Below are 24,924 nucleotides of genomic sequence, written 5' to 3'. Positions count from 1 at the left end.
AGAAGAGTTAGGATGAATATTTATTGAGGAGGAATTATTATGTCTAATTTTGATGCAAAAGCTATATCTAAGAAAATATCCCCAATATTAAATAAAATTCAAAAGAGTAAATTAGCTAATGGTATTTCAGGGGGAATGATGGTTGCAATGCCTATTACACTTTTTGGTGCATTTGCTGCATTGTTTTTAAATGTACCAATACCAGCATGGAAAAGTTTTATTGCAGCAACAGGAATTGCATATGCCTTAAATGTAGCTATAATGTTTTCAACAAACTTTTTAGCTGTAGTTTTTGGGGTGACTATAGCAGGTAGTTATGCAAAACAGTATAAAGAAGATGGCACAGTACCATCGCTATTAGCTTTGGTTTGTTTTTTCATAGTAACGCCGTTTACTACAGATAAGGCAGGTACTACACTCTCTATGTATTGGTTAGGGGCACCTGGTATATTTTCAGCTATGATTATTGCTATAGTATCAACTAGAGTATACATCTATATTAAGCAAAAAGGGATTACTATTAAGATGCCTTCAACTGTACCACCTGTTGTATCAAGTAGTTTTAGTAGCTTGATACCTGGTTTTGTATCTATTATCATATTTATAATTGTGGCAGCTCTTTTTGCTGCAACTCCATTTAAAACTATGCACCAATTTATATATAACTTTGTTCAAACTCCATTACAAGGGGTTGGTGGAAATATTGTTTCAATGATAATTTTATGGACATTTGCACAAGTATTATGGTTCTTTGGTATTCATGGAACATTGGTTATTTATTCAGTTGTGCTTCCAATACTTACAGCAATGGATGCTGCACAATTAGCAGCATATTCAGCAGGAGAAGCCCTTCCTAACATAACAGGCAGAGCGTTTGCAAGCACATATACAATGACTGCTAGTGCTATTGGATTTACACTACTTATGTTATTTGCAGCTAAAAGTAAACAATATAAAACTTTAGGAAAGCTAACAACAATACCAGCCCTATTTGGAATTAGTGAACCATTAGTTTTTGGTACACCTTTAGTATTTAACTTTAAGTTTGTAGTTCCATTCCTATCTATGAATGCAATTAACTTAGCTATTGCTTATTTTCTAACAGCAGCAGGAATAGTTCCAAGAGTTGCGGGAATATCTGGTATGAGTGGAATACCAATAGTAATTACTGGTTTTGTAGAAGGAAGCTGGAAGATAGCTGCATTACAAGTTGCACTTGTAGCTTTGTCAACCTTAGTGTGGTATCCATTCTTTAGAAAAGCAGATAAAGAAGCTTATGAATTAGAACAAAGTTCAGAAAATCAATAACATTTATAACCACCACTTTTTTAGTGGTGGTTGAATTTGCAATTTTAATATTATTCATAAGGAGGAGAATATTTTGAAAACAATAGTTTTAAATGATAAATGGTTATTTACAAAAGAAAATAGTGATATTTATATAGAAAAAGAAATAGATAAAGGTGAAAATGTAAACCTCCCACATTGTTTTAATGATGTGGATGGACAAAGTGGAGAGGGGATGTTCAAAGGAGAAGTCTGTTATCAAAGAAAATTAAATATAACAGAGGAAGAATTAAAGAAGTTTATATTTTTAGAAATAGGAGCAGCAAGTCTTATAGCTAAAGTATATGTTAATGGAAAATTGGCAGGAGAAAGTAAATGTGGATTTTCGATGTTTAGGGCTCAGCTTACTTCTTTTTTGAAATGTGGAGAAAACCTTATTTCAATTATTGTGGATAATAGTCGTCATGATGATGTTTATCCTCTTATGGCTGATTTCTCATTTTATGGAGGAATCTATCGTGAAGTTAAACTTATAATTACTGAGTCTCTACATTTTGACTTATTGGACAATAGTAGAGATGGTATATATTTAACTCAAAAAGGTATTGGAAATGATAAGTTTGAATTAAAAATAAATGGAAGAATTATAAATGAATTAACTGAAGCTAAAGCTTCTAAGGTTGAATTTAAATTATTAGATAAAGAAGAAAATATAGCATTTAATAAAACAATTGAGGTTGATGTATTAAATGAAATAGAATTTAAATTAATAGAAGAAATAAATAATCCAGAGTTATGGCAGGGAATAGAAAATCCTTATCTTTATAAATTTGAAGCTGAATTATACTCTGAAGGAGAAATATGTGATAAACGAAGCATAGAGCTTGGTTTTAGGACAGTTGAAATTACTCCAGATAAAGGTGTTTTCTTAAATGGTAAAGCCATTAAGTTTAATGGTGTAAGCCGTCATCAGGATTTTGCGGGAATAGGTAATGCCTTAACAAAAGAACATATGGATTTAGATATGTCTATTATTAAGGAAATAGGTGCAAATACAATAAGGCTTTCACATTATCAACATAATGATTATTTTTATAGCCTTTGTGACCGTGAAGGGATACTAGTTTGGGCTGAAATCCCATTTATCAGTATTCCAACTACTTCAGATAAAGAAAATACAAATGCAAAAGAGCAATTAGAAAGATTAATAAAGCAAGCCTATAATCATAGTTCAATTTATTGCTGGGGAGTTCAAAATGAAATTACCATAGCAATAGAAAATGAAAAAATATATGAAATGGTTAAAGAGCTTGCAGTTATAGCTAAAGCGTTAGACTCAAGCAGATTTATTGCACAGGCCAATATTCATTCTGTAGCTAATGAAAGTCTATTAAATGAGATGACTGATTTTGTGGGTTATAACCTATATTATGGCTGGTACTACAAGGAAATGCAGGATTTAGGAACAAGATTGGATGACTTTCATAAAGCAAAACCTAATATACCAGTAATGGTTACTGAATATGGAGTTGATACTAATCCAAAGCTTCATTCTTATAATCCAACAGTAAAAGATTATACAGAAGAATATCAGCTACTGTTCCAAAATAATGCCCTTAAAACTTTTAATGAAAGACCTTTTGTTTTAGGTGGTTATGTATGGGCTATGTTTGATTTCGGAAGTGAAATTAGAAATGAAGGCGGAGAAAAAGGAAGAAATCAAAAGGGCTTAGTGACTATAGATAGAAAGCTTAAAAAAGATTCCTTTTATTTATGCAAGGCTTATTGGTCAAAGGAAAGCTTTGTTAAGTTAGCTGGCGAAAGATTTGTAAACAGACACGAAGAAATGAATGACATAGTAGTACTTTCAAATATTAAGCATATTAAACTTTATGTTAATAATGAATTTGCAGGTGAAATTAATAGCAGTGAACCAATGAAAAATTTTGAGGCAGTTAAACTTGCTTTAGGGGAAAATAAAATTAAGGCAGAAGCTTTTGATGAAGCAGGAAATACTTATGTTGATGAAATGATATTAAAGCATGTTAAGGAAGCTGATGAAAGCTATGTTCTTAAAAAACCAGAAGAACAAACACATGTTACTAACTGGTTCCAAAAGTTTGATTTATCAAATGTTCAAGAGGTAGCAATTAAAGAGGGATATTATTCAACCTTTGATACCATTGAAGAACTTTATAAAGACGAAGAGGCAAAAGCTGTATTTAAGAAGTATTTTGGAGATTTAGCTGAAAGTCAGCAGTTTAAAGTAATGATGGGATTAATGACTATTGATAGTATGTCCAAGAGATCAAGATTTAACATACCAAAAGAACTGTTAACTGTTATTAATACGGAATTGAATATTATACCTAAGAAATAAGATTAATAAATAAAGGAGATAAACAAAATGAAGCACTTCTAAAAATTTCAGATGGAAGCTATGCTGAACGTTCCCATAAAAACACGAGAATCTAAAATTTAGATTTTCGTGTTTTTTAGTTATTTCTAAAAATTATTAATATTTAAAAATACAAGGTTACAGTTGGATTCTTCATTAATCATTATTGCTATCTTGAAAATACCAAACTAAATAGAATCATATGTACAGCTGAAGTTTATCAGCGATTTTAAGAAGCTTTGGATTTTGTAAGATTGTAGTAAAATAATTGATTCATTAAATTACATTATTTATAAGTAATTCTAAAATTTGTTGTATTCATATGATATAATTTAGAATAATTAGCCTTGTGATTTATTTGATTAGTTATTTATTAGTAAAAAGTCTGAAAAAACGATTTCATAGGTTTGTTATTATTTTGAATTCATGGGAGGAATCTAACAATGTGGCTCAAAAAACTAAATAAAAAATTATCTAATAGTAAAGTTGGGGTAATAATAGCCTTGTTTTATTTCGCGCTTATTGTAGCTTCGACTGCTGTAAGTAGCTTATTCTATGAAAAAATATATTTAAATATTACTCAAAAAAAGGTCAGTGAAGTTTCTGTTCAGACATTAAATTCTATACAGACAAATATTAATTTGATGATTAATAATGCAGATAGTCTATCTAAAATGGTTTTGTCAAATAGTGATTTACAGAAACTTTTACGACAAGGGAGTATGTATGAGGATTTAAATACTCAGGCTAAAGTAAGCTCGTACTTATACAAATTTATTCAATCAGTACCTTATGTAAGTTCAGTTTATATTCTAGATAATTCTAATAATATCTATTCAGTGGGGGCAGATGTATTGCCAAGCATTCCAGCTCAAAATATTATTAATGCAAAATGGTATAACCGTGTTATGGAAAAGAAAGGAGGCTTTATACTAGAACTCAATGGAGGAGGCGTTACTTTTGAAAATAGTAAAGATAACTATGTTTCTTTGATACGTTTAGTCAGGGATATGGATAATGTAGATAAATTAGGCGTTTTAGTAATAAATATTCCACAAAAATCATTTAAGCAGGTTTTTGATAATATATCGAATGATGTTGAAACCAATATAGCAGTATTAGATGAAGAAAATCAAAAAATCACATCATTAAAGAATGTAAATGATGACAAAGAAAATGTACATGGAGGAATAGATGTTGATGATGAAATGATGCAGGCAGGAGATGAATTTGTAGGGAATGATATAGGTTATAAAATGAAAAAAATAGATAAAACAGAATATTTGATAACTTATAGCTCTAAGAATGATTATAATTGGAAATTTGTTAGCGTGATACCTTTTGCTCAACTGTATAAAGAGAACATGACTATGATATTTATTGGTTTTGTAATTATATTATTTAATGGTATTATCCTATTTGTTTGTTCCGTTGGTATATCAAGAATTGTTACTACACCTATTAAATATTTGCTAAACTCCATGAAAGATATAGAGAAAGGTGTATTCAATGAAGTACAGATTAAGGCTCATGGCTATGAATTGAAAAAACTTTGCAGAGGTTACAATATAATGATAGCAGAAATAAAAAAACTCATTGCAAGGGTCATACAGGAACAAAAAATGATAAGAAAAGCAGAATTATATACGTTCCAAGCACAGATTAAGCCACATTTTTTATATAATACTTTAGATTCAATTAATTCATTGGCTCTTTCAGGGTGCAACAGAGAGGTTAGTGAATTAGTAGAGGCTTTAGGGAATTATTATAGGACAAGTGTAAGTAAGGGCAAGGAAATTATAACTATTGGAGAAGAAATAGAAATGGTTAAAAATTATCTAAAAATTCAAAAGGTAAGATATCCAGATTTATTTGAAGTAGAATATTCCGTTGAGGCAGGTTGTCTAGAGTATAAGATTCCAAAGCTTATATTGCAACCACTTGCTGAAAATGCACTATATCACGGAATTAGAGAAAATGGAAAAAGTGGTACTATAAAAATTAGTGCGCACATGGGTGCTGGTGTTGCCATTTTATCTGTGGAAGATGATGGTGCTGGAATGAGCGAGGAACAAATAGATGATATTATGAACATTAACAATAAGAGTATTAAGGAAAGCTTTGGACTTAGAGGGACTCTTGAAAGAATAAAGATTTTTTATGGTGATGATGATGCTTTTAAAATTGAAAGCAAGCTGGGAGAAGGTACAAAAATTTTATTGTATATAAATATCGAAGATAAGGAGGATTAAAAAATGAAGGATATATTAAAGGTTATTATTGTGGATGATGAATACTTAATAAGGAATCTTATAAGGATGAAGGTTAATTGGGAAGAAGTAAATATGGAGATGGTAGGAGAAGCAGGAAATGCTGAGCAAGCCTTGGAATTGGTAGATAAATTAAAACCAGATATTATATTTACTGATATATGTATGCCTGCTATGGATGGAATTGAACTTAGCAGACGTATAGTAGAAAAATACCCACATATCAAAATTATCATTGTTACGGGTTATGATGATTTTGAATATGCAAGAAGCAGTATTAAACTTGGAATATCTGACTTTATTTTAAAACCTATAAACTCATCTGAGCTCATGCAGACCTTAAGCAAGCTTAGAAATATAATAAGCTCAGAAAGAAATCGTGAAATAGAATATAATCAATTGAAAAAGCAGGTCGAAGAAAGCTTACCAATTTTAAGAGAAAAGTTTTTAAATGAACTTTTATTGGAGCAGCTAACTTTTGAAGAGATTATAAGTAAATGCAATTATTTTAAGATAAATATAAATCCTAACTGTGATATATTTCAGATAGCTTTGATGGAAGTAAATAATTCTATAAAGAATGAGAAAAAAGAAGAAAATAAAATTTTGATATCTATGCAGTGCTTCAATATTATACAGAATTTTTTTAGCGGAGATAAGTATGTTTCTGTATTCTTTGATAACGGAAGAAGGCTTTCTATATTATTAAATAACGAGAAGACAGATTTAATAGAAAGTTGTGAATTATTAAAGAAGAAGATTTTAGATAGGTTAGAGTGTTCGGTTAGTTTTGGAGTTGGTATGAAAAAAGGAGAAATTCAAAATATCAGATTTTCTTATAAAGAAGCCATGGAAGCGGTGAATTACAAGGTAATTGTAGGGAAGAATCAGGTTACAAGTTATGCTGATATACATGTAGGTGAAAATATTCTCTTTAACAGGGATGAAGATAAGATGAAGAGATTGAATTTATTTATTAATGCAGGAGCAAAGAAAAATGCTTTAGAAATTTTAGAGCAGATATTTACTACTTCAGCTATTGATTACTTAGAGGCTATGGAAAAGATGAGATCAGAAGCATTAGATGTGTTATTTGTTTGCCAACGTATTGCTAGTGAGCAGAAAATTAATCTTGTAGACATCTGGAAAAGTCATGAAAAAATAAATGAATTGATTTTAAATGCTGATAATCTGCCAGAGCTAAAACAGTGCATGAAAGAATGTGTAGAAAACATTACTAGTTTAATGCAAAAATCAAATGATGTAAAAGCAAATACATTTATTGAAGATGTGAAGGAATATTTGAATAATAATATTAACAATCAGGAGCTGTCACTATCAAGCGTTGCAAAAGAATTTTTCATAAGTCCAGGGCATTTGGGACGCTTATTTAAACAGCAAACTTCTCAGACTTTTATTGAATATCTAACTTCTATAAGAATTAAGAAGGTTCAAAAGCTCTTATTGGAAACCAATTTAAATGGAACGCAGATTAGCGAAAGAGTAGGAATAAGCGATTCGCATTATCTAAGCATTTTATTTAAGAAACATACAGGTATTTGCATTAATGATTTTAAAAAGTGCAAAAAGGTATAAATAGAATGTTGTTTTTTTGAATGTTTATGTACAGATATTGAATTGTAAACAATATCACATTCTCTTAAAATATAAGAGAAATAAAAAGTACGTATAAGGGGGATATTTAATGAAAAGGCATGTTGTAAAAATAATAACTGCTACACTTGTTAGTGCAATGGCATTTTCTTTCACTGCATGTTCAAGTTCAAAAAGTGTAAATAGTTCTGACGGAGGGAATGGGACAATTAAATTGGCCATGTGGCATCAATCTGTTGGAGATACTGACCCGACTTCAAAGTTATTAAAAGATGCTGTTGAACAGTGGAACAAAGAACATCCAGACATAATTGTTGAAGAAGATGGAGTTACAGGAGAACAATATAAGACAAAGATTAAAACAGCTATAGCAGCAAATGAGGGACCAGATATAGAGTATATGTATGGAGGAAGCTTTGTTAAACCATATATACAATCAGGAAATATGTTAGCTCTTGATGAATATTTAACTCAAGATGTTAAGGACAAGCTGGTCAAAGGTACTATAAATGGTTGTGTAGTTGATGGTAAGACATACAGCTTGCCAATGTATTCATTTATAGCAAGCTTATATTGTAATAAGGAGTTATTTGATAAGGCAGGGGCTAAGATACCTACCACATATGATGAATTGCTTGATGCTGTAAAGAAATTACGTTCAGCAAATATTACTCCAATAGCATTAGGTGAAAAGGATAGATGGCCTGGAATGTATTGGTTTGACATTTTTGCTATGCGTCAGGCAGGAAATGATGCAGCAACGGCGGCTCTAAAAGATCCATCAAAATTTAATTCTCCTGAATTTGTAGAAGCTGCAAAAAAGATTCAAGAAATGGCTGATTCTGGAGCCTTTAACGATAATATGTTTAGCATGAGTTACGATGAAATGTTAGGTGCTTTCACAGGAGGTAATTCTGCTATGATGTTCCAAGCAAACTGGGTGAATTCACCAATAGAAGACAAGTCAGCAGCTAGCAGTGGAAAAACTGTAGCAGTTCCATTCCCTTTATTTAAAGATGGTGCAGGTAAGGCAACAGAATTTTATGGGGGCGGTGTAGATGGTTTCTATGTGAATGCAAATACAAAACATCCTAAAGAGGCAGCTCAATTCTTAATTTACTTAAGTGAAAAAATAGGTAAAGAAGGTTACTTAGCAAATGCCGGTCTGCCATGCTGGGATACAAAAGGATTAGATACATCTACAGTTTCTGATTTAACAAAGAAATCAGCAGAATTAATGGCAACAGGTACATCATTTATTAACTGGTGGGATAATATACTTCCTGCAGATTCTTCAGAGACACATAAAAATCTGATTGCAGAACTTTTAGGAAAGAAGATTACTCCAGAAGAATTCTGCAATAAGATGTCTAAAGTAGAAGGAGAAAAATAAAAAGAGTTAGTATAATACTGAGTCTGTGGTGAAACAAAGGATTTTACCACAGTCTTTATTGAAGAGGTGATTATCATAAATTCTATTTTATCAAACAAGAAAATAATTTGTATATTTGTTCTTCCTACCTTAATCATAATGTCTGCAATTATATTTATTCCAATTATTTTATCAGTAAAATATAGTATGTTTGACTGGGGTGGTGTAGGAACTGGAACATTTATTGGATTAGAGAATTATAAAAATATGTTTATGGATATGAGATTTTTACATTCGGTTAAGAATTCATTGTTATTTGCAGTTGTTTCCATAGTAATTCAATTGCCAATATCTCTTCTTTTAGCGCTAATTTTAGCATCAGGAGTTAGATTTGAAAAGTTCTATCGTACAGTGTATTTCATACCTGTAATTATTTCTACTGTTGTAATTGGACAGCTATGGATCAAAATATATAATGCTGATTATGGATTACTTAATACAATACTTAGAGCTATTGGACAAAGCCAACTAGCACATGACTGGGTAGGAAAAGAAGATACAGCTCTTGTAAGCTGCTTTATTCCTATACTCTGGCAATACGTGGGGTATCATATGTTGATTATGTATGCAGGAGCAAAATCAATTCCTTCAGATATTAGTGAAGCAGCTAAGATAGATGGAGCTTCTCCAGTAAAAACTGCATTATATATAACAATTCCTCTTTTGAAGCCTATTTTAAAAGTTTGTATGACTTTCTCATTAATTGGTGCGTTAAAGGTATTCGATTTAATTTATGTGTTAACTAATGGTGGGCCATTCTTCTCAACCGAAGTTCCAAGTACTTTGATGTATACTACTATTTTTGATAATTATAAATATGGTTATGGAAGTGCAATGTCAGTATTTATTATAATAGAGTGTTTAATACTTACAGTAATTTTAGACAGACTTATTAAAATAGAATAGAAAAGTGGAAGGATGTGATTCAGGATGAAAATGCGTGAAAATTCTTCGATTATTAGGCTTGGAATAGGTAAAATACCTATACAAATATTTCTTATTATTGTTGCAATAATACAGATATATCCGCTTATATGGTTAGTATTGTTCTCATTTAAAGATAATGGTGAGATATTTGGTGGCAACATTGCTGGTCTTCCACATGTTTGGCGTATTGAAAACTATGAAAGTGCTATCAAACAGGCCAATGTTATGAAATATTTCTTTAACAGTGTGATTGTCACAGTAATTACTATAGTTTTAGTACTTTTATTGTCTTCTATGACAGCTTATGCAATCAGTCGTATGAAATGGAAATTGAGTAAACCTACATTGATAATAATTTTAATAGGAATGATGGTGCCGATACATGCAGCATTATTACCATTATTTATGGTTCTTAAGAATTTAAAAATGCTAAATTCATATTGGGCTTTAATTATACCTTATACAGCTTTCGCTATTCCAATGGCAGTCATTATATTAGCGGCATTTATAAGAGGTATCCCAAAGGAATTGGAGGAAGCAGCAGTGATAGATGGATGTGGTATTTTTAGAATATTCTTTTCTATAATTATCCCTATTATAAGACCAGCTATGGCTACTGTAGCTATATTCACATACCTATCTTCATGGAATGAGTTGATGTTTGCGGTAACCTTTATAAATAAAGCTGAATTTAAAACACTTACTGTAGGTATTATGTCCATGGTAGGCAATTATGTAACAAAATGGGGAGATATAGGCGCAGGTCTTGTTATAGCAACAATACCAACAATACTTATATATATACTTTTAAGTGATCAGGTGCAAAAGAGTCTTACAGCAGGTGCGGTAAAGGAATAATATAAATAGCATATATAAGGCATAATCAAAATAATAATTTAGTAGTTTCTTAGTATCTTTTATGTACTAAAATCAATTTTGAGAGGTGTAAGATGTCAAAGATAATTATCAATGCAGATATTAAAAAAGGAAAAATAAATAAGAATATTTATGGTAATTTTGCTGAACATTTAGGAAGATGTATCTATGGTGGTTTTTGGGTAGGAAAGGATTCAGAAATACCTAATATAAATGGAATAAGAAAAGATGTAGTGGAAGCTTTAAAAGAGTTAAAGCTTCCAGTTTTAAGATGGCCAGGAGGATGTTTTGCTGACGAGTATCATTGGAAAGATGGTATAGGTGATCCAGAATCAAGACCTAAGATGGTAAATGTACATTGGGGAGGAGTTACAGAAAACAATCATTTTGGTACACATGAATTTTTTGAACTTTGTGAGCTTTTAGGCACAGAACCATATATTTGTGGAAATGTAGGAAGTGGAACTGTTCAAGAGATGAGAGAATGGATTGAGTACATGACTTTTGATGGAGAATCACCAATGTCAAATTTAAGAGCAGAAAATGGCAATAAGGAACCTTGGAAGCTTACATACTTTGGTGTTGGAAATGAAAACTGGGGCTGTGGTGGTAATATGCGTCCAGAATATTATGCTGATCTATATAGAAGATATTCAAGCTATGTAAGAAACTTTGGAGATAATAAAATATTTAAAATAGCTTGTGGTCCTAATGATGACGATTATAAATGGACTGAAGTTCTTATGAGAGAAGCAGGTAAATTTATGGATGGAATGAGCTTGCATTATTACACAGTACCGGGAGATTTCTGGTTAGGTAAAGGCTCTGCTACAGAGTTTAGCGAAGAAGAATGGTTTATTACTATGAAAAAATCAATGAAGATGGAGGAACTTATTACAAGGCATTCAACAATTATGGATAAGTATGACCCAGATAAGAGGGTTGCTTTAATAGTGGATGAATGGGGAACTTGGTTCGATGTTGAACCAGGAACAAATCCAGGATTCTTGTATCAACAAAATACAATAAGGGATGCCTTAGTTGCTGGAGTAAATTTTAACATTTTTCATAAGCATTGTGATAGAGTCCAAATGGCTAATATAGCTCAGACCATAAATGTACTTCAAGCGGTTATACTCACAGAAGGTTCTAAGATGATATTAACTCCAACTTATCATGCCTTCAACATGTATAAGGTTCATCAGGATGCTGAATTAATTGACTTAAATATTGAATCACCTGATTATAATTGTGGTGAGGATAAGATACCACAGGTAAGTGCCACTGCTTCAATGGATAAGGATGGCAAACTCCATATATCTTTATGTAATTTAAGTCCCGCAGAGGCTGTTGATATTCAGTGTGAACTTAGAGGAAAAGCAATGGCTAAGGTAACAGGAACTATACTTACTGCAGAAGCAATGAATGCGCATAATACATTTGAAGATCCAGAAAAAGTATCCTTGAAATCATTTGATGGTGCTAGTATAGATGAAGGCAAACTTACAGCAGTGCTTCCTGCTATGTCATTAGTTACATTGGAACTTGGGTAATTATATGTCCTATATAGATAGTTGTAAAGGATGTTCGGCAAGCGTTAGGGTTGCATCAGAGGACATAAAAGAAATGGTACTTAGCATAATTAATAGCAGAAATTTTAATATAGTACCTGAGGGAATATATAGCAAAAGGCTTCAGCAATGTGGAAACTGCAAATATTTAGAGTATAACACAACCTGCACACAATGTGGATGTATTGTGCAGATTAGAGCCTTACAGCAGGATAAAGATTGTCCACATCCTAAAAAATCTATGTGGAAATAGTACTATATATTCCAACAGCATAATCCTTATTTCGGCGAGTCATATGCATAAGTTCGGATCTTAGTTGGGGTATCTATAGGTATCCAATTTAAGATTTATAAAGTTGTTGAAATTTTAAGTTTATATCTTCACTAGAAATCATAAATATATTTGTGAAGAAAACATTTGAAAATGAGCTGTTAAAGGTTCTTAGCTGTAGGTTGTTCCATTTTAGCTTGTCAAACTGAAAGTTGGAGCATGCTAAAGTGGGTGCAACCAGCGGCTTAGAACCTTCAGCGATATTTTCATAGCTTTTCGGAATCAAAATATTTATGATTTCGGTAAGGTATCACATAAATGTGGTTTTAAATTTTGATATCTATATATAAAATTTGAGGTGAAAGTTATGAATATTAATTTTGATTTATTTCCAGAAGGAAAAACAAAAGCATTAACCATGAGTTATGATGATGGCCAAATTTTTGATAGAAAATTAGTAAGCATATTTAATAAATATGGAATAAAAGGTACGTTTCATTTAAACTCCGGAATTTTAGATAAAGAAAGTTTCATTACTAAAGCGGAGGTAGCAGAACTTTACAAAGGTCATGAGGTTTCAGTACATGCAAAAACTCACCCTTTTTTAGACTGGATACCTGTTGAAGCTATTATAGAAGAAATAGTTGAAGACAGGAAATGTTTAGAGTCTTTAGTTGGCTATCCTATAAAAGGGATGTCTTACCCTTATGGAGCTTTTAATGGAAAGCTGATAAAAACTCTTGAGAGTCTTGGAATTCAGTATTCAAGAACTGTAGTTTCACATCATGATTTCTATATTCCAGAAGATTTCTTGGCTTGGAATGCAACCTGTCATCATGATGATAATCTTATGGAAATTGGTCAAAAGTTTTCAGATTATGAATTCAAGGGAAAGCTAAAGCTAATGTACGTTTGGGGACATAGCTTTGAATTTGAAAGAAATAATAACTGGAATTTAATTGAGAACTTTTGTGAGTTAGTTTCAAAAAATAAAGAAATTTGGTTTGCAACTAATATCGAGGTAATGAGATATATTAAGGCGTTAAAGAAACTTGAATTCTCTGCAAAAGGAGATATTGTGTATAACCCTACCGCAATAACAGTATGGATTAGTGTAGATGATAAGGCTGTAAAAGTTATGGGGGGAGAAACAATAAGATTATAAAAACAGCAGTGAAACTCGCGAAAATCTAACATTTTGATTTTCGTGAGTTATTTTAGTTTTTAAAAAGTTTTAGAAAAAAATTTATAGATATTCTGTTATTTTATGAATTGGGACATATATCTTAATTGAAAAGAATAGAAGAATAAAAATTTTAGGAGGAGCAATTAAGATGAAAGAGAGAAGATATGTAAGATTTAGAGTTGATATGTATGATGATACAAAATTTAAAATAATAGATAGAATGGCAGAAAGAGATGTTATTTATTATATTTGGACTAGAATTGTAATTTTAGCTGGGAGAGTTAATCTAGATGGAAATTTATATATGTCAAAAAACATTCCATATACATTAAAGACTTTAGCTATAGAATTTAATAGAGATGAAAGTCAAGTGAAATTGGCATTAGATACATTTAGAGATTTAGAGATTTAGAAATGGTTGAAGTTGTTGAAGAAAATGTTTATAAGGTAAAGAATTTTGCAAAGCATCAAAATATCAAAGCAAAGGTAAAAGATATTGATGAAAATAAAGAAAAAATGAGTAAAAAGGATAGTAAGTTAAAAAGCGAAGAGACTAAAAGTGTTGAAAATATCTATGATGAAAAACATGATGGTGAAGAAGAGATTGGCAATGAAATTATTGAAAAGCAACAGCGGAAAGATAACAATGCGGGTGATATAGAGAATACCGGTGAGACTAAGAATAACATAGAAATTAAAAATGCAGGAATCAGCGATAATAAGAACATAATAAACACGGGAAAAATTAATAGCGGACTGAAATGCCATATCCCTGTACCTTTAATAATGAATAAAAATAAGAAGTCAAAGAAAGATGTAAGGAAAAATACTGATATTCAGGTTACCGACGAGGAGGATGATGATGAATTCGGTTTTTATGAAGGGGATAGGAAGCCTTTAGGTAAAGGCGAAAGTGTATTTAGTGAGTTTTCTTTTTAGCTTAAAAAGAAAAATACGACTTAATATTTGATTTACGTGCAAGGATTGGAGTCATAACTATTCCCCACGAAATTTTGATTTTTCATGAGGAATTCAGCTAATATTTTAAGTTCTTTTATATGGTGTATTTAGCTCAGTCATTTCAATGAATTTTGAAAGTGAGTTAGTCATTAAAGAATCTTTACGCCTTATAAAAAATGTTTTTGTAGTATTATATTTATCGGGCACTGAGAATGATTTTAGAAGTCCTTTCTCTTCATAATCTTCAATAGTGGACTTTGGTACAAATGATGCACCAAGATCAGCAATAACGCCTTCAATAATAGAAGTTAAATTATTAAATTCCATATATCGAATATTATGAATGCTTTTGGATTTGAGCCAGTTTTCAAGTTGTGTTCTATTAGGGCATCCTGCTGTACTCATCAAAAATGGTTTTGAATATAGATCTTCTATATTATCATATTTAGGATTTGATATTAGTACTAAGGTTTCTTCGACTACAAGTTCACTTACGATATTTTCATCGCTAAAGGATTGAGCTTTGACAAAAGCACCATCTAACTGGAAATGTTTTATTTTATAAATAAGTTCATCTGATTGACTTGTTATAAGAGATAGATCGACTTTAGGGTAAGCTTTATGATACTGAGATAAGATTTCAGGAAGACGTATTGCAGATACTGTGTGAACAGCACCAATTGATAAACTTCCTGAAGGATCGCAACAATCATTTAAGGCTTTATCAGCTTCATCCAATAAATAAATGATTTTTTCGGCATAAGCTAGTAATTTCTCACCTGTAGGAGTTAAAATCATACCCCGCTGTCTATAAAAGAGTTGTGTATTTAAATCAGACTCTAATTGTTGAATTCTAGCTGTAACATTAGATTGAACATATCCCAGAGCCTGCGCAGCCTTTGTTATGCTGCCTGCTTGAGCAACAGCTCTGAAAATTCTTAATTCACTACTTTCCATTTTATCACTCCAATATATAAATCACTAAAAGTGAATCTTGATATCTTATATAATCATTTTACATGATATATAATCTCTTGTAAACTATGTATAGAAAACAAAATTAAATGGCTTCGATGGGATTAATCATATAAGGGGTTATCTACACTCGAAAATTTATTCCATTTATAAATAAGGAGATTATATGACAAATTCTAAATCACACAAATGGAGCATTCTACTTGTTGTTACATTAGTTTCATTTATTACAAATTTAGATTCTACTATTGTAATAATAGGTTTGCCTAATATGATGGAAGGATTAAATATTTCAGTAACTACTGGATTGTGGATAATTACTGGTTACATTATTGCAAGTACAGTTTTAATATTGCCTGCTGGAAAATGGGCAGATACAGTTGGAACAAAGCGTATTTTCGTGTTAGGACTTATAATTTTTGCAGTTGGTACAATACTTTGTGGAATTGCAGGCTCAGGATTGACTTTAAATTTATATAGGTTAATTCAAGGAGCTGGAGCAGCATTAGCAATGGCAACTGCAACTCCAACTATAATTAAGATTTTTCATAGTAATGAGCTTGGGCTAGCCTTGAGTATTAATGCTACTTCATGGGTTATTGGAGCAATAATTGGACCAGTAGCTGGTGGTGCTTTAATTAGCAGCTTTGGTTGGAGATCAATATTCTTTATTACAGTACCTTTTGTACTTCTTTGCATAATTGGAGCATTTTTAGTAATGGAAGAGACTAAACCTAATATTAATCAAAAAAATGACTGGATTGGGATATTAACATTTAGCTTAGGTTTAATATTAACGATGATAGTACTTTCAGAAGGACAATCATTAGGATGGGTATCATATAAAACTTTAGGGCTATGTATAGTTACAATTTTATTATGGGTTGCATTTATAATCACAGAATTACGCGTAGAAAATCCATTATTTAATTTCAAGCTGCTCTTGTACAGAAATTATTCAATTGGACTTGTAATTACATTATTTTATTGTATTGCATATTTTTCATTACCTTTATTGTTGAGTATATATTTGCAAAGTGCATTACATTTAAGTCCAACTATGTCAGGGCTATTGATGATTTCACTATCTGTACCACAGCTTATATTGGGTCCGTTTGCAGGTAAACTTGTAGATAATATCGGATCATTAAAGACTCTAACATTTGGAATTGTATTTCTTATTATAGGAATATTCTTTCTTGGAAATCTTGGGGGAGAGCTATCAGTTAAAGCTATAGTTACACCACTAATATTATTATCAATAGCAAATGGCTTAGCTTGGCCGTCGTTAGCGAAAACTGTATTGTCAGCAGTGCCTAAAGGACAATCTGGTTCAGCATCAGGGATGCATTATACTATAATGAATGTTGGTAAAGCATTAAGTCAGACATTAGCCATATTAACAATAGAAGTTATTATACCTGCGGATGTAGTCTCTAAGGCAATTATAGGTTTAGGAAGCTTTTCTAATGTAAATATAAGTGGAAATTTAGTTAAGTCTATAGATTCCAGTTTCAGATTTTTTACAATTTTCTTTGTAGTTGCACTAGGGTTAAGTTTATTTCTTTTATATTCTAAAAGAGGAGAGAATATTAAAGAAAGAGTTGATATGGCATAGGTTATGGCTCATTATTTATTAATTTATATCTTTAGATATCATTAAATAGGCAAAGAAAAGTGATTGCAAGGTTTTAATCACTTTTCTAATATCCAAGATTAGCATTTTATTTGAATTAGACTTAGAATATAATTATTAAAAGGGAGGATTAATATGGAAAATGTAATTGAAAATATAAAATCAAGAAGAAGTATAAGAAGATACAAAGAGGAACAAATAAAAGATGAGGAACTATTTACAATCTTAGATTCAGCAAAACATGCACCAAGTGGAGGTAACTCTCAAACATGGCAATTTACTGTAGTTCAAAATAAAGAAATTCTTTTAGAGTTAAATGGATATATTAAAGAAGCTTTCGAAAAGCTTGAAGTTGATGAAAATACCTATAAAAGTAAAAAAGCAGGTAAAGTTGCATCGAAGAAAGATGATTACAATTTTTATTACAACGCTCCAACATTGATTATAGTATCGAATGAGTCTAACTATAGTAATGCAATGGCAGATAGTGCTTGTGCTATAGAAAATATGCTTTTAGCCGCAAATTACTTGGAACTTGGAGCATGTTGGATAAATCAATTAACATGGTTTGACAATGATGAAAATGTAAGAAAGTTACTTACACGCTTAGGAATTTCAGAAAAACATAAGGTTTGTGGGTCTATTTGTATTGGCTATATAGATGGTATTAAGCCAGAGAAAAAAATATTGAAGGAAAATACAGTGACAATTATAAGATAATAGGAAAGTATATTTATATTGACTTATAAAATATTATCAAATCAATTAATAGTTGGTTTAGTGATTTAAACTTTATATTAACTTCATACTACCCACTAAAATCTAAAGTTTAGATTTTAGTGGGTGATTTATTATTATTATGCTTTGCCTTTAGAGTATGTTTTTTATGTTCAATGAAAGCCAATTGTCTTTCAATCTCTTCTTTTTTTGCTAAAAGTATTTCCTCTTGTTCTAAAACAATGGAATAACGTTCTTTAAGTCCTATTTTATCTTCATTAGAAAGACCAATATAATGGCGAATTAGATCAATTCCCATTCCTGTACTTCGCATACATTGAATCATTCGTAATCGCATAATTTGATCATCAGAAAATAAACGAATATTATTCTTATCTCGAGCTATTCCTTGGAGTAATCCGACATCTTCATAATAACGAATAGTAGGTTTAGATAGTTTAGTTATTTTAGAAACTTCATTAATTGTATATTTGGGGTCGGATCCATAAATAAAATTTTCCATAAAAAATCTCCTAAAATTTCTTGACTTAAAGTTACTTGAATGTATTAAAGTGATTATAGCATATAGAAATATGAAATTCAATTTGGAGGCAATGGAATGAAGAATAATGAAAAGATTAAAGTAATTGACAAAATTTACATTAATGGAGAATTTATAAAACCTAATGGAACAGAATCAATGGATATTATAAATCCTTCAACAAAAGAAATAATTGGACGTGTAATCTTAGGAAATGAGGTTGATACACAAAAGGCTATTGCAGCTGCTAAAGAAGCATTTAAAACATTCTCCAAAACTACATTAGAAGAGCGAAGTGATATGCTTAAAAGGTTATATGATGCTGTAATCTCGAGGGCTGATGAGTTAACTCAAGCATGCGTAGAAGAATATGGTGCGGCAGTTAAGGCGGCAGCAGGCAGAACTCAACTTACTGCTAATAGTTTTCTTTGGGCTAAGGAAGTGATGGAAGAGTTTGAGTTCACTAAGTATATTGGTAAAGCCAAGGTTGTCCTTGAACCTGTAGGAGTAATTGCTTTGATTACCCCTTGGAACGCAAACAATTCCCAGATAGCTATAAAAGTAGCCACAGCTATTTCAGCAGGATGCGCAGTAGTTATAAAACCTAGTGAATTTTGCGCTATCCAAACTCAAATTTTGGCTGAATGTTTCCATGAAGCAGGAATACCATCAGGTGTAATTAATATAGTTAATGGCCTAGGAAGTTCGGTCGGTGCTGAATTAACTCGTAATCCAGATGTTGCAATGATTTCTTTTACTGGCTCTACTAAAACTGCTAAGATTATTCATCATGGTGCTGTTGATACAATGAAAAGAGTAATTCTTGAATTGGGAGGAAAATCACCAAATATAATTCTTGATGATGCTGATTTTACAAAAGCCATTCCACGTGCAATTATGAGCTGCTTCGGAAATAATGGACAAATGTGCATTGCTGGAAGCCGACTATTGGTTCCAGAATACCGTCTTAGTGAAGTTAAAGAACTTATTGAAAAAGCTGTTGAAAATACCAAGGTAGGATATCCATGGGAAGAAGATACGTTTATAGGGCCTATGATAAACGAAAATCACTATAATAATGTTCAACGATACATTAAGATTGGTATAGAAGAAGGTGCTGAACTGGTAGTTGGAGGAGAAGGGCATCCAGAGGGATTGGAGAATGGTAATTTTGTAAAGCCAACGGTTTTTGCAAATGTAACTCGAGATATGACTATTGCTAGAGAAGAAATATTCGGCCCAGTTTTATCTATTTTAACTTATAGAACCGAAGAAGAAGCCGTAGAAATTGCAAATGACACAGTATATGGTTTAGGGGCATATATAAGTTCTTCTAACATAGAAAAGGCGAATCAAATTGCTTCTCAAATCGCTGCAGGAACAATTTATATAAATGATGTTATGCTTGAGATGAAAGCACCATTTGGTGGATTTAAACAATCTGGAATTGGTAGAGAATGCGGCATATACGGACTTCAAGAACATCTAGAACCTAAAACCATAATAGTTTCCAAGGAGAATATTAAAGAATAAATCTATATTTTTAATAGTTGCAATATATAGTATAATAGTTGTTAGAAATCAGGAAAGAAATTAATATTTATATTTAATAATTTCTAATAAATGATAGGTGAGGAACGTAAAGAGATGACAATGGAATTAGAGAAATACTATAATAAATTTTGTGAGGATAAAAGATTAACTAGAAAATATGCACAAGTTGAGTTTTTAACTTCTATGAAATATATTCATGAGTATCTAGAAAAGAATAATGGTTCCAAAATTTTAGATGTTGGTGCTGGAACAGGAAGATACTCTGTGGAGCTAGCAAACGAGGGGTATGATGTTACAGCAATTGAGCTTGTAAAGCATAATCTAGGCATTTTGAAATCAAAAGGAAGTTCAGTAAAAGCATATCAAGGGACAGCATTAGATTTATCAAGATTTGAAGAAAATACATTTGATATGACATTGGTATTTGGACCGATGTATCACTTATACAATTTTCAGGATAAAGCAAAAGCCTTACAAGAGGCGAAGAGAGTAACAAAAATTGGAGGAGTTATCTTAGTAGCTTATTGCATGAATGAATATAGCGTAATAACATATGGTTTTAAGGAAAATAATATTCGTTCATCTATTGAAAATGGAAAGCTTACTGATGATTTTCATGTTATATCTGAACCAAAAGATTTATATGATTATGTAAGGATTGAAGATATCAATAAGTTAAATGAAGAAGTAAGACTAAAAAGGATAAAATTAATTTCAGCAGATGGGCCAGCGAATTACATGAGATCTGTTTTAAATGCTATGGATGAAGAGACTTTTAAGCTTTTTATTAACTATCATTTTTCTACATGTGAAAGACCAGAGTTGCTTGGAGCAAGTGCACATACATTAGACATTTTAATAAAGGAATAGGAAAAGAGAGTAAGAGAGCTAAATTTTAATTATTAATAAGAAATAAATATAGCACCTTTTTCAAATATGAAAGGTATAATATAAAATAAATTCTTAACAAAGTGTTTGTTTTATATTATACTTTTTTGTCTTTAAATAAAAAAAATTTATAATATTATACAGGAACACCATGTGATTTCAATATTTACCAATAATTATATGGATAATTATTATTGTTAAATAATTATTTTATATTGAATACAATTAATTTAGTGCTATAATAAAATTATAAAAGATCGATTATATGAGGAAAAAAGGTGTTTATTATGAATGTTAAATTAGAAAATAGATATAGATTATTTATCAATGGAGAATGGAGAGATGCTTCAGATGGAGCTACAATAAAGACTTATAATCCAGCTAATGGGGAATTTTTAGCTGAGATTGCAGATGCTACAGAAAAAGATGTAGATGATGCTGTTAATTCTGCAAGACAAGCCTTTGCTACATGGAGCAAAACTACTGTTGTAGAAAGAGCAAATATATTAAATAAAATTGCTGATATTATTGAAGAAAATGCAGAATACTTAGCTACAGTAGAAACTTTGGATAATGGAAAACCAATTAGAGAGACAACAGGAGCAGATATTCCATTAGCAGCAGATCACTTTAGATATTTTGCAGGTGTTATTCGTGCTGATGAGGGTTCTGCAACAATGATAGATGAAAATACTTTAAATTTAATATTAAGTGAGCCAATTGGTGTTGTAGGGCAAATAGTTCCTTGGAATTTTCCATTCTTAATGGCGGCTTGGAAGTTAGCTCCAGTGTTAGCAGCTGGGGATGTTTCAGTATTTAAGCCATCAAGTACTACTTCATTGAGCGTATTAGAGCTTATGAAACTAATACAAAATATTGTTCCTAGTGGTGTAATTAATGTTATTACAGGAAAAGGATCAAAGAGCGGTGAATATCTGCAAAATCATGAAGGTCTTGATAAATTAGCATTTACAGGATCTACAGAAGTTGGAAGACAAATTGGACTTGCTGCGGCTAAACGTATTATTCCTGCAACTTTAGAGCTTGGAGGAAAGTCAGCTAATATTTTCTTTAGTGATGCAAATATGAACATTGCATTAGAAGGTATTCAATTGGGAATTTTATTTAACCAAGGACAAGTTTGTTCTGCAGGTTCTAGAATATTTGTACAAGAAGATTTTTATGATGAATTTATGGAAAAAGCAATTGCTGCTTTTGAAAAAGTTAAAGTTGGAAACCCATTAGATCGTAATACTCAAATGGGAGCGCAAGTTAGTGAATCTCAACTTAAAAAAATTCTTAAATATATAGAAATAGGTAAACAAGAAGGAGCAAAAGTAGCGACAGGAGGGGAAAGATTCATCGAGGGCGATGCTAAGAATGGATACTTTATGAAACCTACTTTACTTACAGATGTCACTAATGATATGAGAGTAGCTAGAGAAGAAATATTTGGGCCAGTTGGAGTTGTAATTAAATTTAAGACAGAAGAAGAAGTCATTGCTATGGCAAATGATAGCGAATATGGTTTAGGTGGTGGAGTATTTACTACTAACTTAAATCGTGCTATAAGAGTTGCTAAAGGAATAAGGACTGGACGTATATGGGTTAACACTTATAATACTTTCCCAGCAGGTGCAACATTTGGTGGATACAAAGAATCTGGTATAGGCAGGGAAACTCACAAAGTTATACTAGAAGCGTATACTCAAAAGAAAAATATCATAGTTAATTTATCAGAAACTCCTGGTGGAATGTATATAAAGTAATGAATATTGAATCATATTATATGTATTAGAATCAAGCCTCTATATTTTAGGTTTAATCAGGTATATAACTTCCCGAATTTTAAATATAAACTCATTACTGAATTATATATAGATTATAATAGCCATAAAGACCCTTAATCAGGATCTTTATGGCTATTTAAATGAGAAAAGTATTATTATGCAGTCAGTTAAAGCAAAGCATTAACGCCATTCACTTTAGCTTGTTCATCATCATCTATAGGAATTATAATACACTTCTTTCCATCTATTATTTGTGATTTTATTTGAGATACTTTTTGAGGTTTTACATTAAGTACAATATCATAATTTGGAGTAGTACTAACCTCAGTCTCTATTTCAGAGTTTTCAGTATTGTTTGCATCAGATTCTGTTTCTGAATCAAGACTTTCATCTAAATTAGAGTCTGGATCTACTTCTAAGATGGTATCAGATTCTGTCTTTAAAGCAGAATTAGGCTCTGACTCTAAGATCTTATTCAAAGCTGATTCAGTTTCTGATTCTAAAGCAGCTTCTTTTTCTGAATCTGATAAAGCATCCAGTTTTGTCTTTTCAAGTCTTTCTTCTAGTATGCGTACTTTCTTCTCAAGTTTTTCTTCCTTTTTCCTTTGTTCATTTGCTGCAAGTGCTTTTTTATCAATTAAATTTTCTGCTACAGGCGGAGTATCTCCAAATGCTTCTGTATATGATTTTTCAATCTTTGCAGTGATCTCTTCAGGAACTCCACTTTCGATTAAAATATCTTGAATATTATCATTACTCAAAACTATAGGTTCAGCATTTTTGCCGTTAACAGTAGTATGATCATCTACTATAGTATTGAGGGTTTCTTGAATTTCCATAAATAAATGCTCTGATTTTTCATCATCACTTCCAACAGCTTTACGAATTATATTTTGGAATGTTTCTTTTTGCTCAGTAGCTGTTTGTTTTGAACTACAACCTAAAGCTTCCTCCATAAATTCGGGATGAGGATCTTTTGCATCTTTTGTGTAATACATAATAGAATGAATATCAGTACTACGATCTATAAATGCTGGAAATACAAATCCAAGGTCTGGTGGACCAACTACCCAATCTCTAATACGAGCTCCAATTCGATTTTCATCTTCAAGATATCCAAGAGCTGGTTTTGAAAGCGATACTGGACAGATTGCACATAATATATATTCATATACCTCTTCAGATTCATCTAATTTTGAGTTATCCGTAGTTTTTGTCATAACATCATAGGCATCGTGAAAAACGAGTATTAGAAAGTTACCAGTATATTCATAACTATTTATAATCATTTTATAAAAGCTATCGAGCATAGAATCATCTTTTAATTTACTTTTTTTTAGCTCCATTAAGGAAAGCTGTCTGCCACCTATGCCTTCTTCATCAAGAGGAAAGTTAAGTTCAAGAATGTTATTTCCAACTGTTCCAGATAGTGTTTTCTTGGCAATTTCTAAATATTTAAAGAATTCTTCCTCTCTTAGATTTAAAAAAGTTTCTTTAAATTTTAATACAATATCTTTTTGACCATCTACATAACAACCACACATTTTAGTAAATGTACAGTCATCTTTTTTTAAACGTCTTTTTAATTCTAATATATCTTTTTTGTTCATAAATCTCCCTCTCATTTCGCCGAATTTTTGTTAGATACATGAAATAACATGTCCAAATTTGCTATGAATATTTTATACTTGGACTCTAAAACATTCTCTTAAGAAACTCGTAATTTCTTATAGATTTTATATTTTAAGAGTCTGGACTCTATATATAAAATAGACTGTCTATTGCCTGCTATTTTGAATACGCTTTAGCACATGCCAAAAATACTTCACATAATATAGTATAGTGGTGAATTGATAGCTCTGCAAGATATTAAGTGAAGTTTAAAGCCATATTTTGTAAGAAGATTTAAGCGTTCATTGTTTAGTAAACGTATAATATAAAAACAGCTAATTTTATATAGAAATTAAAAATATAAAAAAATATTATACGAAGATATAGACAATTAAATCCAATTATGATAAGATTTAATCA

Annotated in this window: 20 protein-coding genes; 17 read left to right on the top strand and 3 right to left on the bottom strand. The window is 31.2% G+C overall.

What is annotated here, in order from left to right; all coding sequences use genetic code 11:
- The first annotated feature begins 39 nt into the window (after positions 1 to 39).
- From L3B96_RS10620 to L3B96_RS10570, 12 genes are all read left to right on the top strand, one after another.
- On the top strand, positions 40 to 1,308 hold the full coding sequence (locus tag L3B96_RS10620) for a PTS transporter subunit EIIC (protein WP_238860782.1): 1,269 nt from the start codon (positions 40 to 42) through the stop codon (positions 1,306 to 1,308).
- A 73-nt stretch (positions 1,309 to 1,381) separates the two neighbouring features.
- The gene (locus tag L3B96_RS10615) at positions 1,382 to 3,667 is read left to right on the top strand and encodes a glycoside hydrolase family 2 TIM barrel-domain containing protein (protein ID WP_238860781.1); all 2,286 of its coding nucleotides are present in this window, start codon (positions 1,382 to 1,384) and stop codon (positions 3,665 to 3,667) included.
- 461 nt (positions 3,668 to 4,128) lie between these two features.
- Complete coding sequence (locus L3B96_RS10610) at positions 4,129 to 5,937, top strand: sensor histidine kinase (RefSeq protein ID WP_238860780.1); 1,809 nt, start codon at positions 4,129 to 4,131, stop codon at positions 5,935 to 5,937.
- A gap of 3 nt (positions 5,938 to 5,940) precedes the next feature.
- Entirely contained in the window at positions 5,941 to 7,551 is a 1,611-nt protein-coding gene (locus tag L3B96_RS10605) for a response regulator (protein ID WP_238860779.1), read from the top strand.
- Positions 7,552 to 7,660: 109 nt separating this feature from the next.
- A complete protein-coding gene (locus L3B96_RS10600; protein WP_238860778.1) occupies positions 7,661 to 8,962 on the top strand; it encodes an extracellular solute-binding protein in 1,302 nt (433 codons plus the stop codon).
- Positions 8,963 to 9,037: 75 nt separating this feature from the next.
- Positions 9,038 to 9,907, top strand: a complete 870-nt coding sequence (locus L3B96_RS10595; protein WP_026015678.1) for a sugar ABC transporter permease — start codon at positions 9,038 to 9,040, stop codon at positions 9,905 to 9,907.
- A gap of 24 nt (positions 9,908 to 9,931) precedes the next feature.
- Entirely contained in the window at positions 9,932 to 10,786 is an 855-nt protein-coding gene (locus L3B96_RS10590; RefSeq protein WP_041894232.1) for a carbohydrate ABC transporter permease, read from the top strand.
- 92 nt (positions 10,787 to 10,878) lie between these two features.
- Entirely contained in the window at positions 10,879 to 12,357 is a 1,479-nt protein-coding gene (locus tag L3B96_RS10585; protein WP_238860777.1) for an alpha-N-arabinofuranosidase, read from the top strand.
- Between the two features lie 4 nt (positions 12,358 to 12,361).
- Complete coding sequence (locus tag L3B96_RS10580; RefSeq protein ID WP_077830198.1) at positions 12,362 to 12,628, top strand: DUF6171 family protein; 267 nt, start codon at positions 12,362 to 12,364, stop codon at positions 12,626 to 12,628.
- A 385-nt stretch (positions 12,629 to 13,013) separates the two neighbouring features.
- Positions 13,014 to 13,811, top strand: a complete 798-nt coding sequence (locus L3B96_RS10575) for a polysaccharide deacetylase family protein (RefSeq protein WP_238860776.1) — start codon at positions 13,014 to 13,016, stop codon at positions 13,809 to 13,811.
- 169 nt (positions 13,812 to 13,980) lie between these two features.
- Positions 13,981 to 14,244, top strand: coding sequence for a phage replisome organizer N-terminal domain-containing protein (locus L3B96_RS27435; RefSeq protein WP_343073089.1), 264 nt, complete (start codon positions 13,981 to 13,983; stop codon positions 14,242 to 14,244).
- Between the two features lie 2 nt (positions 14,245 to 14,246).
- Positions 14,247 to 14,771: a hypothetical protein gene (locus tag L3B96_RS10570; RefSeq protein WP_343073088.1), complete on the top strand. Its 525-nt coding sequence runs from the start codon at positions 14,247 to 14,249 to the stop codon at positions 14,769 to 14,771.
- A 105-nt stretch (positions 14,772 to 14,876) separates the two neighbouring features.
- Here the strand turns inward: L3B96_RS10570 and L3B96_RS10565 are convergent, their stop codons facing one another.
- Complete coding sequence (locus L3B96_RS10565) at positions 14,877 to 15,749, bottom strand: LysR family transcriptional regulator (protein ID WP_238860775.1); 873 nt, start codon at positions 15,747 to 15,749, stop codon at positions 14,877 to 14,879.
- Between the two features lie 184 nt (positions 15,750 to 15,933).
- On the opposite strand from L3B96_RS10565, the gene L3B96_RS10560 reads away from it, so the two are divergent.
- Together L3B96_RS10560 and L3B96_RS10555 are read left to right on the top strand one after the other, a co-directional pair.
- A complete protein-coding gene (locus L3B96_RS10560) occupies positions 15,934 to 17,385 on the top strand; it encodes an MFS transporter (RefSeq protein ID WP_238860773.1) in 1,452 nt (483 codons plus the stop codon).
- 153 nt (positions 17,386 to 17,538) lie between these two features.
- Positions 17,539 to 18,123 carry a nitroreductase gene (locus L3B96_RS10555; protein WP_077869549.1) on the top strand — a complete coding sequence of 195 codons (585 nt, stop codon included), beginning with the start codon at positions 17,539 to 17,541 and terminating at the stop codon, positions 18,121 to 18,123.
- Between the two features lie 109 nt (positions 18,124 to 18,232).
- Here L3B96_RS10555 and L3B96_RS10550 read toward each other — a convergent pair whose 3' ends face one another.
- Positions 18,233 to 18,643, bottom strand: coding sequence for a MerR family transcriptional regulator (locus tag L3B96_RS10550; RefSeq protein WP_238860771.1), 411 nt, complete (start codon positions 18,641 to 18,643; stop codon positions 18,233 to 18,235).
- A 96-nt stretch (positions 18,644 to 18,739) separates the two neighbouring features.
- Between L3B96_RS10550 and L3B96_RS10545 the strand changes: the two genes are divergently transcribed.
- The 3 genes from L3B96_RS10545 to L3B96_RS10535 all read left to right on the top strand — a co-directional run bounded on the left by L3B96_RS10545 (position 18,740) and on the right by L3B96_RS10535 (position 22,872).
- Positions 18,740 to 20,194, top strand: a complete 1,455-nt coding sequence (locus L3B96_RS10545) for an aldehyde dehydrogenase family protein (protein ID WP_238860769.1) — start codon at positions 18,740 to 18,742, stop codon at positions 20,192 to 20,194.
- A gap of 114 nt (positions 20,195 to 20,308) precedes the next feature.
- Complete coding sequence (locus L3B96_RS10540) at positions 20,309 to 21,085, top strand: class I SAM-dependent methyltransferase (protein ID WP_011968073.1); 777 nt, start codon at positions 20,309 to 20,311, stop codon at positions 21,083 to 21,085.
- 305 nt (positions 21,086 to 21,390) lie between these two features.
- Complete coding sequence (locus L3B96_RS10535; RefSeq protein WP_238860767.1) at positions 21,391 to 22,872, top strand: aldehyde dehydrogenase family protein; 1,482 nt, start codon at positions 21,391 to 21,393, stop codon at positions 22,870 to 22,872.
- A 188-nt stretch (positions 22,873 to 23,060) separates the two neighbouring features.
- Here L3B96_RS10535 and L3B96_RS10530 read toward each other — a convergent pair whose 3' ends face one another.
- Positions 23,061 to 24,503, bottom strand: a complete 1,443-nt coding sequence (locus tag L3B96_RS10530) for a DUF4317 domain-containing protein (RefSeq protein WP_238860765.1) — start codon at positions 24,501 to 24,503, stop codon at positions 23,061 to 23,063.
- Positions 24,504 to 24,924: the final 421 nt, after the last annotated feature.

The sequence above is a fragment of the Clostridium sp. YIM B02569 genome, from assembly GCF_022320765.1.
GTDB lineage: Bacteria > Bacillota > Clostridia > Clostridiales > Clostridiaceae > Clostridium > Clostridium beijerinckii.
The sequence above is the reverse complement of the archived record's forward strand: the minus strand, read 5'-3'. Positions and strand labels throughout refer to the sequence as shown.

What these genes read in the sequence shown, in the direction of transcription:
- L3B96_RS10620 (WP_238860782.1), top strand. Translation starts at nt 40, where the DNA reads ATGTCTAATTTTGATGCAAAAGCTATATCTAAGAAAATATCCCCAATA.
- L3B96_RS10610 (WP_238860780.1), top strand. Translation starts at nt 4,129, where the DNA reads ATGTGGCTCAAAAAACTAAATAAAAAATTATCTAATAGTAAAGTTGGG.
- L3B96_RS10605 (WP_238860779.1), top strand. Translation starts at nt 5,941, where the DNA reads ATGAAGGATATATTAAAGGTTATTATTGTGGATGATGAATACTTAATA.
- L3B96_RS10600 (WP_238860778.1), top strand. Translation starts at nt 7,661, where the DNA reads ATGAAAAGGCATGTTGTAAAAATAATAACTGCTACACTTGTTAGTGCA.
- L3B96_RS10590 (WP_041894232.1), top strand. Translation starts at nt 9,932, where the DNA reads ATGAAAATGCGTGAAAATTCTTCGATTATTAGGCTTGGAATAGGTAAA.
- L3B96_RS10585 (WP_238860777.1), top strand. Translation starts at nt 10,879, where the DNA reads ATGTCAAAGATAATTATCAATGCAGATATTAAAAAAGGAAAAATAAAT.
- L3B96_RS10580 (WP_077830198.1), top strand. Translation starts at nt 12,362, where the DNA reads ATGTCCTATATAGATAGTTGTAAAGGATGTTCGGCAAGCGTTAGGGTT.
- L3B96_RS10575 (WP_238860776.1), top strand. Translation starts at nt 13,014, where the DNA reads ATGAATATTAATTTTGATTTATTTCCAGAAGGAAAAACAAAAGCATTA.
- L3B96_RS27435 (WP_343073089.1), top strand. Translation starts at nt 13,981, where the DNA reads ATGAAAGAGAGAAGATATGTAAGATTTAGAGTTGATATGTATGATGAT.
- L3B96_RS10570 (WP_343073088.1), top strand. Translation starts at nt 14,247, where the DNA reads ATGGTTGAAGTTGTTGAAGAAAATGTTTATAAGGTAAAGAATTTTGCA.
- L3B96_RS10565 (WP_238860775.1), bottom strand. Translation starts at nt 15,749, where the DNA reads ATGGAAAGTAGTGAATTAAGAATTTTCAGAGCTGTTGCTCAAGCAGGC.
- L3B96_RS10560 (WP_238860773.1), top strand. Translation starts at nt 15,934, where the DNA reads ATGACAAATTCTAAATCACACAAATGGAGCATTCTACTTGTTGTTACA.
- L3B96_RS10555 (WP_077869549.1), top strand. Translation starts at nt 17,539, where the DNA reads ATGGAAAATGTAATTGAAAATATAAAATCAAGAAGAAGTATAAGAAGA.
- L3B96_RS10550 (WP_238860771.1), bottom strand. Translation starts at nt 18,643, where the DNA reads ATGGAAAATTTTATTTATGGATCCGACCCCAAATATACAATTAATGAA.
- L3B96_RS10545 (WP_238860769.1), top strand. Translation starts at nt 18,740, where the DNA reads ATGAAGAATAATGAAAAGATTAAAGTAATTGACAAAATTTACATTAAT.
- L3B96_RS10540 (WP_011968073.1), top strand. Translation starts at nt 20,309, where the DNA reads ATGACAATGGAATTAGAGAAATACTATAATAAATTTTGTGAGGATAAA.
- L3B96_RS10535 (WP_238860767.1), top strand. Translation starts at nt 21,391, where the DNA reads ATGAATGTTAAATTAGAAAATAGATATAGATTATTTATCAATGGAGAA.
- L3B96_RS10530 (WP_238860765.1), bottom strand. Translation starts at nt 24,503, where the DNA reads ATGAACAAAAAAGATATATTAGAATTAAAAAGACGTTTAAAAAAAGAT.